11 protein-coding genes are annotated in these 13,541 nt (G+C 69.6%); 8 read left to right on the top strand and 3 right to left on the bottom strand.

Annotated elements, in window-relative coordinates; genetic code table 11:
- The first annotated feature begins 66 nt into the window (after nt 1–66).
- The gene (locus HUW62_RS04960; RefSeq protein WP_163865078.1) at nt 67–459 is read left to right on the top strand and encodes a demethoxyubiquinone hydroxylase family protein; all 393 of its coding nucleotides are present in this window, start codon (nt 67–69) and stop codon (nt 457–459) included.
- 5 nt (nt 460–464) lie between these two features.
- On the opposite strand, the gene HUW62_RS04955 is transcribed toward HUW62_RS04960, so the two are convergent.
- Nucleotides 465–1,844 carry a diguanylate cyclase gene (locus HUW62_RS04955; RefSeq protein WP_176433732.1) on the bottom strand — a complete coding sequence of 460 codons (1,380 nt, stop codon included), beginning with the start codon at nt 1,842–1,844 and terminating at the stop codon, nt 465–467.
- A 50-nt stretch (nt 1,845–1,894) separates the two neighbouring features.
- On the opposite strand from HUW62_RS04955, the gene HUW62_RS04950 reads away from it, so the two are divergent.
- The 4 genes from HUW62_RS04950 to nadC all read left to right on the top strand — a co-directional run bounded on the left by HUW62_RS04950 (nt 1,895) and on the right by nadC (nt 8,796).
- Nucleotides 1,895–2,710, top strand: coding sequence for a chemotaxis protein CheW (locus tag HUW62_RS04950; RefSeq protein WP_163865079.1), 816 nt, complete (start codon nt 1,895–1,897; stop codon nt 2,708–2,710).
- Nucleotides 2,711–2,827: 117 nt separating this feature from the next.
- Complete coding sequence (locus HUW62_RS04945) at nt 2,828–4,129, top strand: PleD family two-component system response regulator (protein WP_176433713.1); 1,302 nt, start codon at nt 2,828–2,830, stop codon at nt 4,127–4,129.
- A 69-nt stretch (nt 4,130–4,198) separates the two neighbouring features.
- Nucleotides 4,199–7,900, top strand: a complete 3,702-nt coding sequence (locus tag HUW62_RS04940) for a valine--tRNA ligase (protein WP_176433712.1) — start codon at nt 4,199–4,201, stop codon at nt 7,898–7,900.
- An 11-nt stretch (nt 7,901–7,911) separates the two neighbouring features.
- Nucleotides 7,912–8,796: a carboxylating nicotinate-nucleotide diphosphorylase gene (nadC, locus tag HUW62_RS04935; RefSeq protein ID WP_176433711.1), complete on the top strand. Its 885-nt coding sequence runs from the start codon at nt 7,912–7,914 to the stop codon at nt 8,794–8,796.
- A 7-nt stretch (nt 8,797–8,803) separates the two neighbouring features.
- Here the strand turns inward: nadC and HUW62_RS04930 are convergent, their stop codons facing one another.
- Nucleotides 8,804–9,505 carry a YafY family protein gene (locus tag HUW62_RS04930; protein ID WP_240356304.1) on the bottom strand — a complete coding sequence of 234 codons (702 nt, stop codon included), beginning with the start codon at nt 9,503–9,505 and terminating at the stop codon, nt 8,804–8,806.
- 104 nt (nt 9,506–9,609) lie between these two features.
- On the opposite strand from HUW62_RS04930, the gene HUW62_RS04925 reads away from it, so the two are divergent.
- Complete coding sequence (locus HUW62_RS04925) at nt 9,610–10,371, top strand: alpha/beta fold hydrolase (RefSeq protein ID WP_176433710.1); 762 nt, start codon at nt 9,610–9,612, stop codon at nt 10,369–10,371.
- 57 nt (nt 10,372–10,428) lie between these two features.
- Here HUW62_RS04925 and HUW62_RS04920 read toward each other — a convergent pair whose 3' ends face one another.
- Nucleotides 10,429–12,045: an alkaline phosphatase family protein gene (locus HUW62_RS04920; RefSeq protein WP_163865084.1), complete on the bottom strand. Its 1,617-nt coding sequence runs from the start codon at nt 12,043–12,045 to the stop codon at nt 10,429–10,431.
- A 100-nt stretch (nt 12,046–12,145) separates the two neighbouring features.
- Here HUW62_RS04920 and HUW62_RS04915 point away from each other — a divergent pair, with 100 nt between their 5' ends.
- Nucleotides 12,146–12,556: a thioesterase family protein gene (locus HUW62_RS04915; protein WP_163865085.1), complete on the top strand. Its 411-nt coding sequence runs from the start codon at nt 12,146–12,148 to the stop codon at nt 12,554–12,556.
- Nucleotides 12,557–12,569: 13 nt separating this feature from the next.
- Nucleotides 12,570–13,538, top strand: coding sequence for a class II fructose-bisphosphatase (glpX, locus tag HUW62_RS04910; protein ID WP_163865086.1), 969 nt, complete (start codon nt 12,570–12,572; stop codon nt 13,536–13,538).
- The last annotated feature ends 3 nt before the right edge of the window (nt 13,539–13,541 follow it).

The following is a 13,541-nucleotide window of genomic DNA, read 5'->3' as shown; positions in this document are numbered from 1 at the left end:
CTCCACGCGTTCTTCCCGCGCCGCCCCATCCCCTGGACGTCGCCTCCCGGCCTCGGAGGGCCTCACATGCCGCAGACCGACCCGTTCCACTCGCTGGTGCCTCGGAAGATGACCGACTCGGAGCTTGCCCGCTCCATCCGGCTCAACATCGAGGCGGAGCTGGACGCCATCAACCTCTACGCCGCCCACATCGACGCCACGGACAACGAGGAGGCCAAGGCCGTCCTCCGCCACGTCATGGACGAGGAGCGTGAGCACGCCGCCCTCTTCTGGCAGCTCATCGCCCGCTTGGACCCCGAGCAGGCCCAGCACGCGCAAGAGGCCGTGGAGAAGTTCAAGCTCATCATCTCCGGCGCTCCGCACGAGTCGGTGGAGGCCGTGGGCAAGGAGGGCGCCAGCAGCGAGGCGACGGAGCCAAGCATCATCAAGCGCCTCACTGTCGGAAGCATGAGGCGCTGAGCGGGCTAGGAGCCGGTACTCCCCTGGCGGCGCTCCGCTGGGGGGGCCTCCAGGTCCTGCGCCGCCATGTAGACGACGTTCCGGGTGCCGCGCTTGCCGCGGTACATGGCCCGGTCCGACAAATCCAGGAGCGTCGCCTTGTCCCTCGCGTGCTCCGGGAAGCTCGCCACGCCGATGCAGGTGGAGAGCTTGAGTGACAGCCCCTCGCGCGCCAGGAACTGGTGGGTCTCCATGGTGCGACGGATTCGCTCGGCGACCTTGAGCGCGCCGCCCGAGTCGGTGTTGCGCAGCATCACCACGTACTCGTCGCCGCCGTAGCGCGCCACGACGTCGTGGTCTCTCACGCAGCCCTTCACCACGCGCGCCGTCTCCACCAGCAGCTTGGAGCCGACGAGGTGGCCGTGGTTGTCGTTGATGGACTTGAAGTGGTCCAGGTCCAGGAACAGCAGGCTGAAGGGCCGCTGCGTCTGGGGCGCGTCCTGGAACTCCCGGTCCAGCATCAAGTGCAGATAGCGGGTGTTGAACAGGCGCGTGAGGTCGTCGATGTACGCCAGGTCCTCCACCGCCGCGAACCGGCCCAGGTTGCGCAGTGCGAGCGCCCAGTTGCGTACCAGGTAGCTGGCGGCCTCGGAGGCGCTGGCCTCGGTGCCCCGCTCGTCCGTGTAGAAGAGCACCGCGTGCCCCAGCACCGCGTCGCCCTCGACGGCGGGGAAGGAGAGGACGCGCACGAAGGGGACGTCCGGCACCTCCAACTCGCGAGGCGCCCGTGCCTCCCGCAACTGCCCTCGCAACCAGGCGACGAGCGTCTCCTCGGTGCCGGTGGGAAGGCCTCGCGTTCCCTGGGCGCGCAGGCCCAGCGAGGAGTCGCGCTCCAGGAGGACGATGGCGCTGGCGGAGGCCATGGACTCGAGCGCGCTGGTGGTGGTGGCAGCCAGCTTCTCCCGGTCCAGTGTCGTGGCCAGGCGCTGGCCAGCCTCCAACAGCGCCACATGTCGGCGCAGGGAGGCGTTCTCCTGCATCAAGTCCCGCGTGGTGAGCGCGCGGCGCACGGCGTGCTGGAGCGCTTCGGGCGCCACCGGTTTGACGAGGTACTCCGCGGCGCCGCTCTTGATGGCGCGCACGGCGGGGTCCACCTTGTCGAGGCCGGTGATGACGACGACTTCCACGCCCGGGTGGTATTCCCGCACGTGCCGGAGGACCTCCATGCCGTCGCCACCGGGGAGGATGAGGTCCGTCACCACCGCGTCGAAGCGGTCCACGGCGAGCGCCTGCCGGGCCTCGTGGAGCGTGGCCACCGCCGTGACGGTGTGCCCCACGGCCGTGAGGTAGTCGCCGTAGAGGGTGCGGGCGATCTTTTCGTCGTCGACGAGGAGGATGCGCGCCATCTCCCGCATGGCTTAGCACCATCCATCGGAACGCTGCTAGGGTCGCTCCCGTGTCGCCCTTCGAAAGCGGTCGCCGACTCTGCTTGCTCGTCGAAGCCGGGGAGACCCGTTATGCCGTGGAAGCCACCTCCGTCATGGAAGTGGCGATGCCGGGCTCTCATGGAAGCAACCTGCGGGGCGTGCTCGAGGTGAAGGACCTGGCGGCGCTGCTCGGCGGCGCGCCGGAGCCGGAAGTGGGCATGGTGGTGGTGCTCGACGTGAGCCCCACGCTCGCGGTGAGGGTCCGCTCGGTGGTGGAGGTCGCGGATGTCGCGCGCGCCCCGTTCTTCCTGTTGCCCCCGGGCCTGGCGGACTCGCTGGCCCCGCTGAGCCGGGGGGCGGTGCTGCATAAGGACAAGCTCTACCTGGAGCTCATCGCGGAGGCGCTGCCGCACCGGGTGGGGCCCCGGGCCGCGCCTGCTCCCCCGCGCCCCGTGCACTGGGCCGAGTCCGTGCCCGAACGGGCGCTCGTCTTCGAGTCACAGGGGCGCTTGTTCGGCGTCCCCCTGGCCTTCGTGTCCCAGGTGGTGGAGCGGGGCGAGGCCTTCAGCGTCCTGCCCGTGCAGAGCGGGCCGGTGGCCGGTATCTTTCCGCATGCCCAGGTCCTATGGCCCATCTGTTCGGTTCCAGCGCTGCTGGGGGCACTTCCCGCGCCGGAGCCATTCTTCCTGCTGGCGGAGCTGGCCGGACGTAACGTAGGGCTGACGGCCACGCGGGTGCTTGGAGTCCTGCAGCGCTTCGAGCCGGACGACACCGCGGGCACCTTCCGTGTCCCTGGATTGCCGGAGCCAGTGCTGTTCCTTGACCTGCAGCGCATGTTTTCTTGATCGTCCCGGAGCGCGAACCGTAAGCTGCCGGGCTTGATACCGTGCCGTGAAGCAGGTTTTCTCGGCCGGATTTCTCAACGAATTCAGGGGGGTCGACGCCCCCGAGGCCCGATACCGATGCCCAAGAATCTGCTGGTCGCCGATGACTCGCTCACCATCCGCAAGGTGATCGGCATGATTTTCGCGACCGAGGACTTTCAGGTGACCGTGGTCGACAACGGGATGGATGCCATCGCGCGCGCGCGCGAAACGCGTCCGGACGTCGTCCTCGTCGACGTGGTGATGCCGGGCAAGAGTGGCTACGAAGTCTGCGAGGCGCTGAAGAACGACCCCGCCACGCAGGCCATCCCGGTGATGCTGCTGGCAGGCACCTTCGAGGCCTTCGACGAGAACCGCGCCCGCGCCGCCCGCGCGGACGACCACATCACCAAGCCCTTCGAGAGCCAGATTCTGCTCGACAAGGTGAAGGCGCTGGTCGGCCAGAAGTCCAACACCCTGCCGGCCTCCATCGCCACGCAGGTGATTCGTTCTTCCCCTACGCCCGCCGCTCCGGTGGCGCCGCATCCCGCGCCCGTCGCCGCGCCCGTGGGTGCCCGTCCTGGCATGCCGCCGGGGCCGGGTGCGCGTCCTCCTGGGCCGGGAATGCCTCCGGGTCCTGGCATGGCGCCGCGTCCTCCGGGACCGGGGATGCCTCCGGGTCCTGGCATGGCGCCGCGTCCTCCGGGACCGGGGATGCCTCCGGGGCCCGCGGGCGCGCGTCCTCCGGGTCCTGGCATGCCGCCGGGGCCGGGTGCGCGTCCTCCTGGGCCGGGCATGCCTCCGGGCCCTGGCGCTCCGCGTCCTCCGGGGCCGGGGATGCCGCCGGGCGCCGTCGCGCGTCCGGGTGTACCGCCTCCGCCGGGAGCTCCCGCGCCGGGCATGCCGCCGCGTCAGGGCATGCCACCGGGCCCTGGGGCTCCGGGCATGGTGGCCCGTCCGGGCGTCCCTCCGGGGCCGGGGATGCCGCTGCCGCGTCCGCCGGGTGCCACGCCGCTTCCTCCCATCCAGGGTGGTGGCGCGCCTCAGCCGGCGGCCCGCGCGAGGGACCCGTTCGGGCTGGGGGCTCCTGCCGCGCAGCCCGCGCCGGTGGCCGCGCAGCCCGCCATCAGCATCGAGGACTCGCTGCCCGACACGAGCGGCGCCGAGGAAATCTCGCTCGACATCGGTGGACCCGTGGCGCCTCCCGCGCCCGCGCAGAGGGGTGCTCCGGTCGCGCGTCCCGCGGCGGATGGGGGCGAGGCCCTGCTGCGCGAGGCGCTGTCCAAGGCGTCCCGCGAGGTCATCGAGAAGATTGCCTGGGAGGTCGTACCGCAGCTCGCGGAGACGATCATCCGCGAGGAGCTCGAGCGGCTGATCAAGGACCGAGAGACGCAGCACTGAGGCGAACTTTCTCGCCCCAAACCTCCTGACCTCCCCGCCGGCCCCCCTCAGGGGGGCTGGCCGTCTTCAATGACCGATACGACCGAACTGTCCAAGGCCTACGAGCCCACCGAGGTCGAGGCTCGCCTCTATGCCCTCTGGCTCGAGCGCGGCTACTTCCGCGCCGCGGCGACTTCCGACAAGCCCGCCTTCTCCATCGTCCTGCCGCCGCCCAACGTCACGGGCAGCCTGCACATCGGTCACGCGCTGACCGCGACCATCCAGGACATCCTCACGCGTTGGAAGCGGATGAGCGGCTTCAACGCGCTCTGGCTCCCCGGCACGGACCACGCGGGCATCGCCACGCAGATGGTGGTGGAGAAGGAGCTGAAGAAGACCGAGGGCAAGAGCCGTCACGACCTCGGCCGCGAGGCGTTCCTCAAGCGCGTCTGGGAGTGGAAGGGCAAGTACGGCGCCCGCATCGGCGAGCAGCACCGCTTCCTGGGCGCGTCGCTCGACTGGAGCCGCGAGCGCTTCACCATGGACGACCAGTCGTCCGCCGCGGTCCGCGAGGTGTTCGTCCGGCTGTACGAAGAGGGCCTGATGTACCGGGCCCAGAAGCTCATCAACTGGTGTCCCTCGTGCCGCACGGCGCTGAGCGACCTGGAGGTCGAGCACGAGGAGAAGAACGGCTCCATCTGGCACATCCGCTATCCCATCAAGGACAGCGAGCGCACGCTCACCGTGGCCACGACGCGCCCGGAGACGATGCTGGGCGACACGGCGGTGGCCATCCACCCCGAGGACGAGCGCTACCTGGGGCTGGCGGGCCAGCTCGTCGTCCTCCCCCTGACGGGCCGCGAGATTCCCATCATCGCGGACGCGGAGCTGGTGGACCCGAAGTTCGGCACCGGCGTGGTGAAGGTGACGCCCGCGCACGACTTCAACGACTACCAGACGGGCCTGCGTCACAAGCTGCCGATGGTGTCCATCCTGGACGAAGCGGCGCGGATGACGAAGGACACCGGCAAGTACGCCGGGATGGATCGCTTCGAGGCGCGCAAGGCGGTGCTGGCGGACCTGCAGGAGCAGGGGCTGCTCGAGAAGGAAGAGCCGCACAAGCTGTCCATCGGCACCTGTCAGCGCTGCACCACGGTGGTGGAGCCGCGCCTGTCGCCGCAGTGGTTCATCAAGATTGAACCGCTGGCGCGTCCCGCGATTGAGGCGGTGGAGCAGGGCCGCACGAAGTTCGTCCCCGAGACCTGGACGAACACGTACTTCCACTGGATGCGCAACATCCACGACTGGTGCGTCAGCCGCCAGTTGTGGTGGGGCCACCAGATTCCCGCGTACTACTGCACGTCGTGCAGCCCCCGGCAGGGTGACGACACGGACCTGCCGCTGGATGCCCCGACGGTGAAGGTGGGCGGCGTGGACTTCGCTCGCGCGGAGCCCATCGTCTCGCGCACGACGCCGGAGTCCTGCCCCAAGTGCGGCGGCAAGAGCTTCATCCAGGACTCGGACGTGCTGGACACCTGGTTCTCGTCCGCGCTCTGGCCGTTCTCCACGCTGGGCTGGCCTCGCGACACCGCGGAGCTGAAGACGTTCTACCCGACGTCCGTCATGGAGACGGGCCACGACATCATCTTCTTCTGGGTCGCCCGGATGATGATGATGGGCCTGCACTTCATGGGCGACGTGCCCTTCCGCACCGTCTACCTGCACGCGATGGTGCGCGACGAGAAGGGCGAGAAGATGTCGAAGGTCAAGGGGAACGTCATCGACCCCTTGGACATCATCCTCGGCGCGAAGCCCGAGCAGCTCAACGCGACGCTGAAGAACAAGTTCCCGCAGGGCATGCCCGCGTTCGGCGCGGATGCGCTGCGCTTCACGCTCGCCTCGCTCACCCAGCAGGGCCGCGACATCAAGCTGTCGATGGACCGGCTCGCCGGCTACAAGGCGTTCTGCAACAAGCTGTGGAATGCCAGCCGCTTCGCCCTGATGAACATGGGCGAGTACCAGTACGACGGGCGCTCGCCGAAGGAGCTGCCACTCACGCTGGCGGACCGCTGGATTCTCTCGCGGCTGCAGCGCGCGACGACGGAGGCCAGCGCGTCGCTGGAGGTCTACGGCTTCGCGGAGGCAGCCTCCACGCTGTACCAGTTCCTCTGGGCGGAGCTCTGCGACTGGTACATCGAGCTGGCCAAGGGCTCGCTCTACGGTGAGGACCCGGCGGCGAAGGACACCACGCGCGCGGTGCTCGTCTACGCACTGGACCGCGTGCTGCGGTTGATCCACCCGTTCATGCCCTTCATCACCGAGGAGATCTGGCAGAAGCTGCCGATGACCCGGCCGACGGAGAGCATCATGATTGCCCCGTACCCGACGCCGGACACGGCGCTGGTGGACGAGGCGGCCGAGTCGGAGATGGCGCCGGTCATCGCGGCCATCGAAGGGCTGCGCACCATCCGTGGTGAGAGCAACCTGTCTCCGGCCACCAAGGTGAAGGCGGTGGTGCAGAGCCCGGACGCTCGGACGCGCGAGCTGCTGGAGCGCTGGCGCGGCTACCTGCTGCCCCTGGCGGGCCTGTCCGATGTGCAGGTGGGTCCTCCGGGTCCGAAGCCTCCCCAGGCGGCGGCCTTCATGGCGACGAATCTGGAGATCTACGTGCCGCTGGCGGGGCTCGTCGACCTGGACGCGGAGCGGGACAGGCTGCGCAAGGAGATGGCGCGCTCGGAGCAGGAGGCGGCCAGCATCCTGCGCAAGCTGGAGAATCCCAACTTCGTGGCCAAGGCGCCGCCCGACGTCGTGGAGAAGGACCGCGCTCGCGTGTTGGAGTTGAAGGAGCGCAAGGCCAAGCTCGAAGATCACCTGCAGCGGATCGCCCCGGAGCCGTCCATGCCCGAGATTCTGCCGACCGAGAGCAGCAGCACGTCCACCGAGGAGAGCGAGAGTGCCTCCCCCTCCGAGCCAGCCCAGGTGAAGGTCGCCCCGAAGGAAGACAAGGGCGGCGTGGACCTGGGCCGGGAGCTGAAGGGTGAGATGGGGGACGAGGGCCGCGTGCCCGAGGAGGACCCCCAGGTGCAGGACGCGCTGGCGAAGCTGCGTGAGGGGACGAAGGAAGGCCTGTCCCCCACGGACCACCACGACCTGGGCGTCGCGTACATGAGCATGGGCCTCGTGGACGACGCGATGCGTGAGTTCGGCAAGGCCAAGGAGGGCGGCGACGCCCGCGAGGCCCCGGCCGACGGCGCCGCGTCCAAGCCCGCGCGCACGGTTGCCAAGAAGGCGAAGGCTCAGGCCTCCGAGGCTCCCGCGAATCCGGCGGCTCCGAAAGCGCCCAAGGCCCCGAAGGCTTCCACCGAGAAGCCGACCGTGGCGACGGCTGCCCCGGTGAAGGCTCCCGCGAAGCCGGCGGCGAAGAAGGCTCCCTCAGCCAAGTCCGCGAGCACCCAGGCTCCCGCGAAGAAGGGGGCGGCCGCGAAGAAGGGCGCTCCCGCGAAGGCGGCGGGTGCTAAGTCTTCCGCGAAGAAGGGCGCCGCCGTGAAGAAGGCCGCTTCGGTGAAGAAGGCGGCGGGCGGCAAGGCTTCGGCGAAGAAGGGCGCGGCGAAGAAGTCCGCTGGCAAGGCTTCGGCGAAGAAGGGCGTGGCGAAGAAGGCTCCCGTGAAGAAGGCGGCGGCCAAGAAGGCGGGCGGAAGAGCTCCCGCGAAGAAGAAGGCCTCCGCGAAGAAGGCGGCGGCCAAGAAGGTCACCCGGGCGAAGCCCTCGGCACGGGCGAAGGCCCGGCGGTAGCAGGAGGAGACGTGCAGCAGGATTACCTCGATCGGCTCATCGACCTCGCCCTTGACGAAGACCTGGGGGCGGCGGGAGACGTCACCTCGCAGGCCCTCATTCCGCCTGACGCGGAGGGCAGTGCCGAGCTGGTCGCCAAGGAGCAGTTGGTGCTCGCGGGCCTCGAGGCCTTCACGCGCGTCTTCCACAAGGTCGACCCGGACGTCGAGGTGGAGTTGCTCCGCCAGGACAGCCAGGAGATCAAGCCCAAGGTCGTGGCCGCCCGGTGTCACGGGCGGCTGCGCTCCCTGCTCGCCGCCGAGCGCACCGCGCTCAACCTGGTTCAGCGCGCCGCCGGCATCGCCACCCTGGCTCAGCAGGCGATGACGTCGGTGCGCGGCTCGAAGATGCAGGTGCTGGACACGCGCAAGACGCCGCCCGGCATGCGCGTGCTGGCCAAGGATGCCGTCCGCATGGGCGGCGCCACCAACCACCGCTTCGGCCTCTTCGATGGCGTGCTCATCAAGGACAACCACATCGCGGCGGTGGGTGGGTCCATCTCGGAGGCGCTCCGGCTCGCCAAGGCGAACGGGCCTCGCCTCTGCAAGATCGAGATTGAGGTCACCAACCTCAAGCAGCTCGCCGAAGCGCTCGAACACGGCGCTGACGTGGTGATGCTCGACAACATGGACGACGCGCAGATTCGCGAGGCCGTGAAGCTGGCGGGTGGTCGCGTTCCGCTCGAGGTGTCCGGTGGCGTCACCCTGGACCGCCTGCCTCGCCTGGCGAAGATGGGCGTGGACTTCGTCTCCATGGGGGCGCTGACGCACTCGGCGCGGGCCATGGACCTGTCGCTGGAAATCGTCGCGGCGAAGAAGCCGCGGCGTCCGCGCGCGGCCGCCCCTTCCCAGGGCTGAGTCTCGCTCACTCCGGGCCCTTGCTCCGCTGAGCGAGGGCCTGGGCCTTGAGTCCCTCCATGTCGGGGATGAAGCGGCGCTCGGGCACCAGCCGGGGCCGGTGGACGCGGTCCATCCGGAACATGCGCGCCGCGGACTTCTCCACGTCGCGCGCCAGCACGTACCAGACAGGCGACTCGACGAGCAGTCCGTGCGGCTCCACGCAGCGACGGCTCTTCTTCCCGTGGCGGTCCTCGTAGTCGAAGGCGAGGCACACCTGCTCGCGGAAGGCCTGCTCGAAGATGGCGAGCAGCTCCTCGGGCGGCGCTCCCAGTGTCGAGAGCACGCGGGCCGTCGCGGGGCGCCCCACCACCACGCGCTGACACAGCTCGCGCATGCTGCGTGAGCGCTCCCTCGGCACGCTGGCGAAGAGCTTGTCGAGCCCCGAGCGTGCCGCGCTCCCCCAAGGCAACGCGCTTCCCGTCGAGGACAGGCTCGCGGCCAGCCACAGCGCGACGACCTCCTCGACGGAGAGGTGGACGGCGGTGACGCCCCTGTCGCGCTCCAGGCGGACGCCGCCTCCCGGGCCGGTGTCGCTGGCGATGGGCAGGCCCTGCTCCCGCAGGGTGGCGAGGTCTCTGTGGATGGTGCGCGGGCTCACCCCCAGCGCGGCGGAAATCTCCGCGACGGTGGTGGCCTCGCGGCCCCGGAGAAAGTCGACCAGACGCATGACTCGGCTGACGCGTGCCATTTGCTGACAGATTCTGACAGGGATGGGCCGTACTCAAGGATTCATGGCGCGGCTGGACGCGCCCCTGAATCGAGGAGGTCGTCATGAAGGGCCCTGCGGGCGCGCTGTACGTGAATGACGGTGGCGAGGGTGGGCTTCCGGTGGTGTTCGTCCACTCCAGCGCCGGGAGTACGAAGCACTGGGCGTCGCAGCTCTCACACCTGCGCCAGACGCATCGGGCGCTCGCGCTGGACTTGCGAGGACACGGCCAGTCCGAGGTCCCCACCGAGGGCGCGATTTCCGTCGAGGACTTCGCGGCGGACATCGCGGCGGTGGTGGACGGCTTGAAGCTGGAGCGGTTCGTGCTCGTGGGCCACAGCCTGGGCGGAGCGGTCTGCGCGGCGTACGCGGCGGCACATCCGTCGCGAGTGGCGGGGTTGCTGCTGCTCGACCCTGCTTCCGATGGACGGATGATTCCAGAGGAGCAGGCGCAGGGGTTGATGGCGGTGCTGGGCACCGAGGCGTGGCTTCAGGTCGTCGAGGAGTACTGGGCGCCGATGCTCGCGCCCTCTCGGCCCGAGGTTCGGGAGCAGGTGCTCGGGGGCTTGAGGGCCACCGCCCAGGTGGCGGTCCGGTCGGGACTGGGTTCGCTCCTGACGTTCGATCCGGTCTCCGCGCTGCGCCGCTACCCGGGGCCGAAGCTGTCCGTGGTGACGGCCTACAACGAGGGCCCGGATGCGTACCAGGTGCGGGTGCCCGAGCTGCCGTTCAAGAAGGTGGAGCCCATCACTGGCCACTGGGTACAGCTCGATGCGCCGGCATGGGTGAACGGCGTGCTCGACGGGTTCCTCGCGCCGCTGCGCTGAGTGGTTCGGGTTCGCGGCGGGGACCTCGAGTCCGAGGTCCCTGTCTTCAGTCCGGGCTCACTTGCCGGTGAGGATCTCCGCGCGGGGCTTTCCCTCCGTGGACGCGGGCATCCCCATCTCCAGCAGCGCCGCGAGCGTGGGTGCCACGTCCACCGGGTCGATCTCCGTCATGTACGTCCCCGGTTTGATTCCCTTGCCCGCGAACACCACGGGCACCTGCGAGTCGTACGAGTACGGAGAGCCGTGCGTGCTCCCCTCGGGGTCGAAGTAGACGACCTGGAAGGGCCGCAGCAGGAACAGCACGTCGCCGCTGCGCTCCGGGAAGTAGCCCTTGCGCAGGGGGGCCAGGTAGCCCGCCGGGTCCGGCGCGGTGAAGAGCTCTTCACGCGTCACCGCCGCCACGACATGGGGCTGCTTCAACAGCCAGTCCGCCACCGCGCGCCGCACCTGCGCGCCATCCACCTTGCCCGACGTCAGCGCCGGACCGCCCAGGTACACGTCCAGCTCCTCCATCGTCGCCGTGACGTCCGGGCCGAAGCGCTCCTTTACCATCGCGGAGATGCCCTCGCTGAGGGTCTTGGGGTTCAGCCGTTGCGCGGGCAACCCCGCCGCCGCCCACTGCTCGGGCGCCGTCGCTCCGCCATGGTCCGCCACCAGCGCGATGGTCAGGTTGGCGCGTCCACCGGCCGCGCGCTCGGCCGCGGAGATGAGATCCCCGAGCGCCTTGTCCAACCGCAGCATCGTGTCCTGCATCTCCCACGAGTACGGGCCGTACTCATGGAACACGTTGTCCGTCCCGCTGAAGCTCACCGCGAGCAGGTCCGGTACCGCGTCCTTCCCCAACTCCTCACCGACGATGGCCGCCTTCGCCGCCTCCACCAGCAGCGTGTGCGAGTCCGGCGAGACGCCGAACGCCTTGTAGAAGTTGAGCCCCGGCTCCTTCAGTCCGCCCGTGAGCGGATGCGGGAAGGTGCGGCCCAGCCCGTACGAGTCCGCCTCGTAGCTCCGGTCATCCTCGCCGATGTACTCCGCGCGCGGACGCATCAGCTCCCACGTCTTGCCGAAGTACGACTCCGGGAGCTTCCGCGCGTTGAGCTGCTTCACCCACTCGGGGAACTCCTTCGTGTACCAGGTGCCGGTCACGAACTTCCCCACGCCGTCGTCGAACCACCACGCCTGTCCCAGCCGGCCCGCCATCGGGATGGCCGAGCGCGACTTGAGCGACACCGCCACCGCCTTGCCTCGCTCCTGCGTGGCCATCCGCAGCCGGTCCGCGAGCGTCTCCGCCATGAGGTTCGCGGGGCTGGCGTCCTGCCCCGGCTTGAGCGTCGCCTCCAGCACCGGGTGCGCCGGGTCCACGAAGGAATAGACGAGCTTGCCGGTGGAGCGGTCCGCCCACCGGTTGTCGACGATGCCGTGACGCCACGGGTTGGTGCCCGTGGCCAGCGTGGTGTGGCCCGGCGCGGTGCGGCACTTCGCGTAGGCATAACGCGCGTACGGGAAGTAGGCGCCACTGTCGAGCAGTTGACCCAGCGCGCCCTGGAGCCGGGGACGGTTGCGCAAGAGGACGTCGCTGCCGAGCGCATCCACGGTGATGAGCAGGGTGAGTCGGGGAGGACGCGCGGCGGCGGGGAGCGAACCCAGCAGGGCGGTCAGGGCGAGGGCGCGAATCATACGTCCAAGAAGCTGACCTGCCCGACGGAGAAGATGCAACCGACAAGCGCCTCGGCGTCTTGGACGGCGGCGGTCAGCCCCTGCTACGGTCCGCGCCCTCATGGTCGAGGCCCGACTGCGCGTCATCTACGGCGACACCGATCAAATGGGTGTCGTCTACTACGCGAACTACTTCCGCTACTTCGAGTTCGCCCGAAGCGAGTACTTCCGCGCGCGCGGAGGCAGCTACCGGGAGTTCGAGGGCACTGGCTTCATGCTGCCGGTGGCGGAGGCGAGCTGCGCGTACAAGTCCCCCGCGCGCTACGACGACGTGCTCGTCATCCGCGCGACGGTGAGCGAGTTGCGCCGGGCCTCGGTCGTGTTCACCTACGAGCTTTTCCGCGAGGGCGAACCGCGCACGTTGCTGTGCACCGGTCGTACCCTGCACGCGTGCGTGGGGCGCGACGGCAAGCCCACGCGGTTGCCGGAGTCCTTGGCCCGGCTGCTGGAACATCCGAACGCAGGAACCTGAAGGAGCACCGATTATGGATCGCAACCTTGCAATGGAGGTCGTGCGCGTCACCGAGATGGCGGCCATCGCCTCCGCCCGACTGATGGGCCGCGGCGACAAGAACGAGTCGGACCAGGCCGCCGTGGACGCCATGCGCCGCGCCTTCGACGCGCTGCAGATCGACGGCACCATCGTCATCGGCGAGGGCGAGCGCGACGAGGCGCCCATGCTCTACATCGGCGAGAAGGTCGGCCGCCGTGGCGAGGGTGACCCCGCCGTGGACATCGCGTTGGACCCCCTGGAGGGCACCAACCTGTGCGCCTACGGCCGTCCGGGCTCCATCACCGTGGTGGCCATGGCCAGCAAGGGCGGGCTGCTCAACGCGCCCGACACGTACATGGAGAAGCTCGCCGTGGGTCCCCGCGCCCGGGGCGCCATCGACCTGCGCAAGAGCCCCACGGATAACCTGCGCGCCGTCGCGGAGAAGATGAAGGTCTACGTGGAGGACCTCACCGTCGTCGTCCTCGACCGCGAGCGCCACCAGGACCTCATCAAGGAGATCCGCGCCGCGGGCGCGCGCATCCGGCTCATCGAGGACGGTGACGTGGCGGGCGCCATCGCCACCTGTTTCGAGGGCACGGGCGTGGACGTGCTGATGGGCACCGGCGGAGCGCCCGAGGGCGTCATCGCCGCGGCGGCCATCCGCGCCACTGGCGGCGACATGCAGGGCCGGCTGGTGCCCCGCAACCCGGGCGAAATCGAGCGCGCCAAGAAGATGGGCATCACCGACATGTCGAAGATCTATGCCGCCGAGGAGCTGGCCCGGGGCGAGGTGATGTTCGCCGCCACGGGAGTCACCAGCGGCGACTTCCTCAAGGGCGTGCGCTTCTTCGGCGGCGGCTGTGAGACGCACTCCGTCGTCATGCGCAGCAAGACGAGCACCGTGCGCTTCATCCAGTCCCTGCACAAGTTTGACAAGAAGCCGGGCTACGCTGCGTTCTAGCCT

The organism is Myxococcus sp. AM011, assembly GCF_013372595.1.
Lineage (GTDB): Bacteria > Myxococcota > Myxococcia > Myxococcales > Myxococcaceae > Myxococcus > Myxococcus eversor.
The sequence above is the reverse complement of the archived record's forward strand: the minus strand, read 5'-3'. Positions and strand labels throughout refer to the sequence as shown.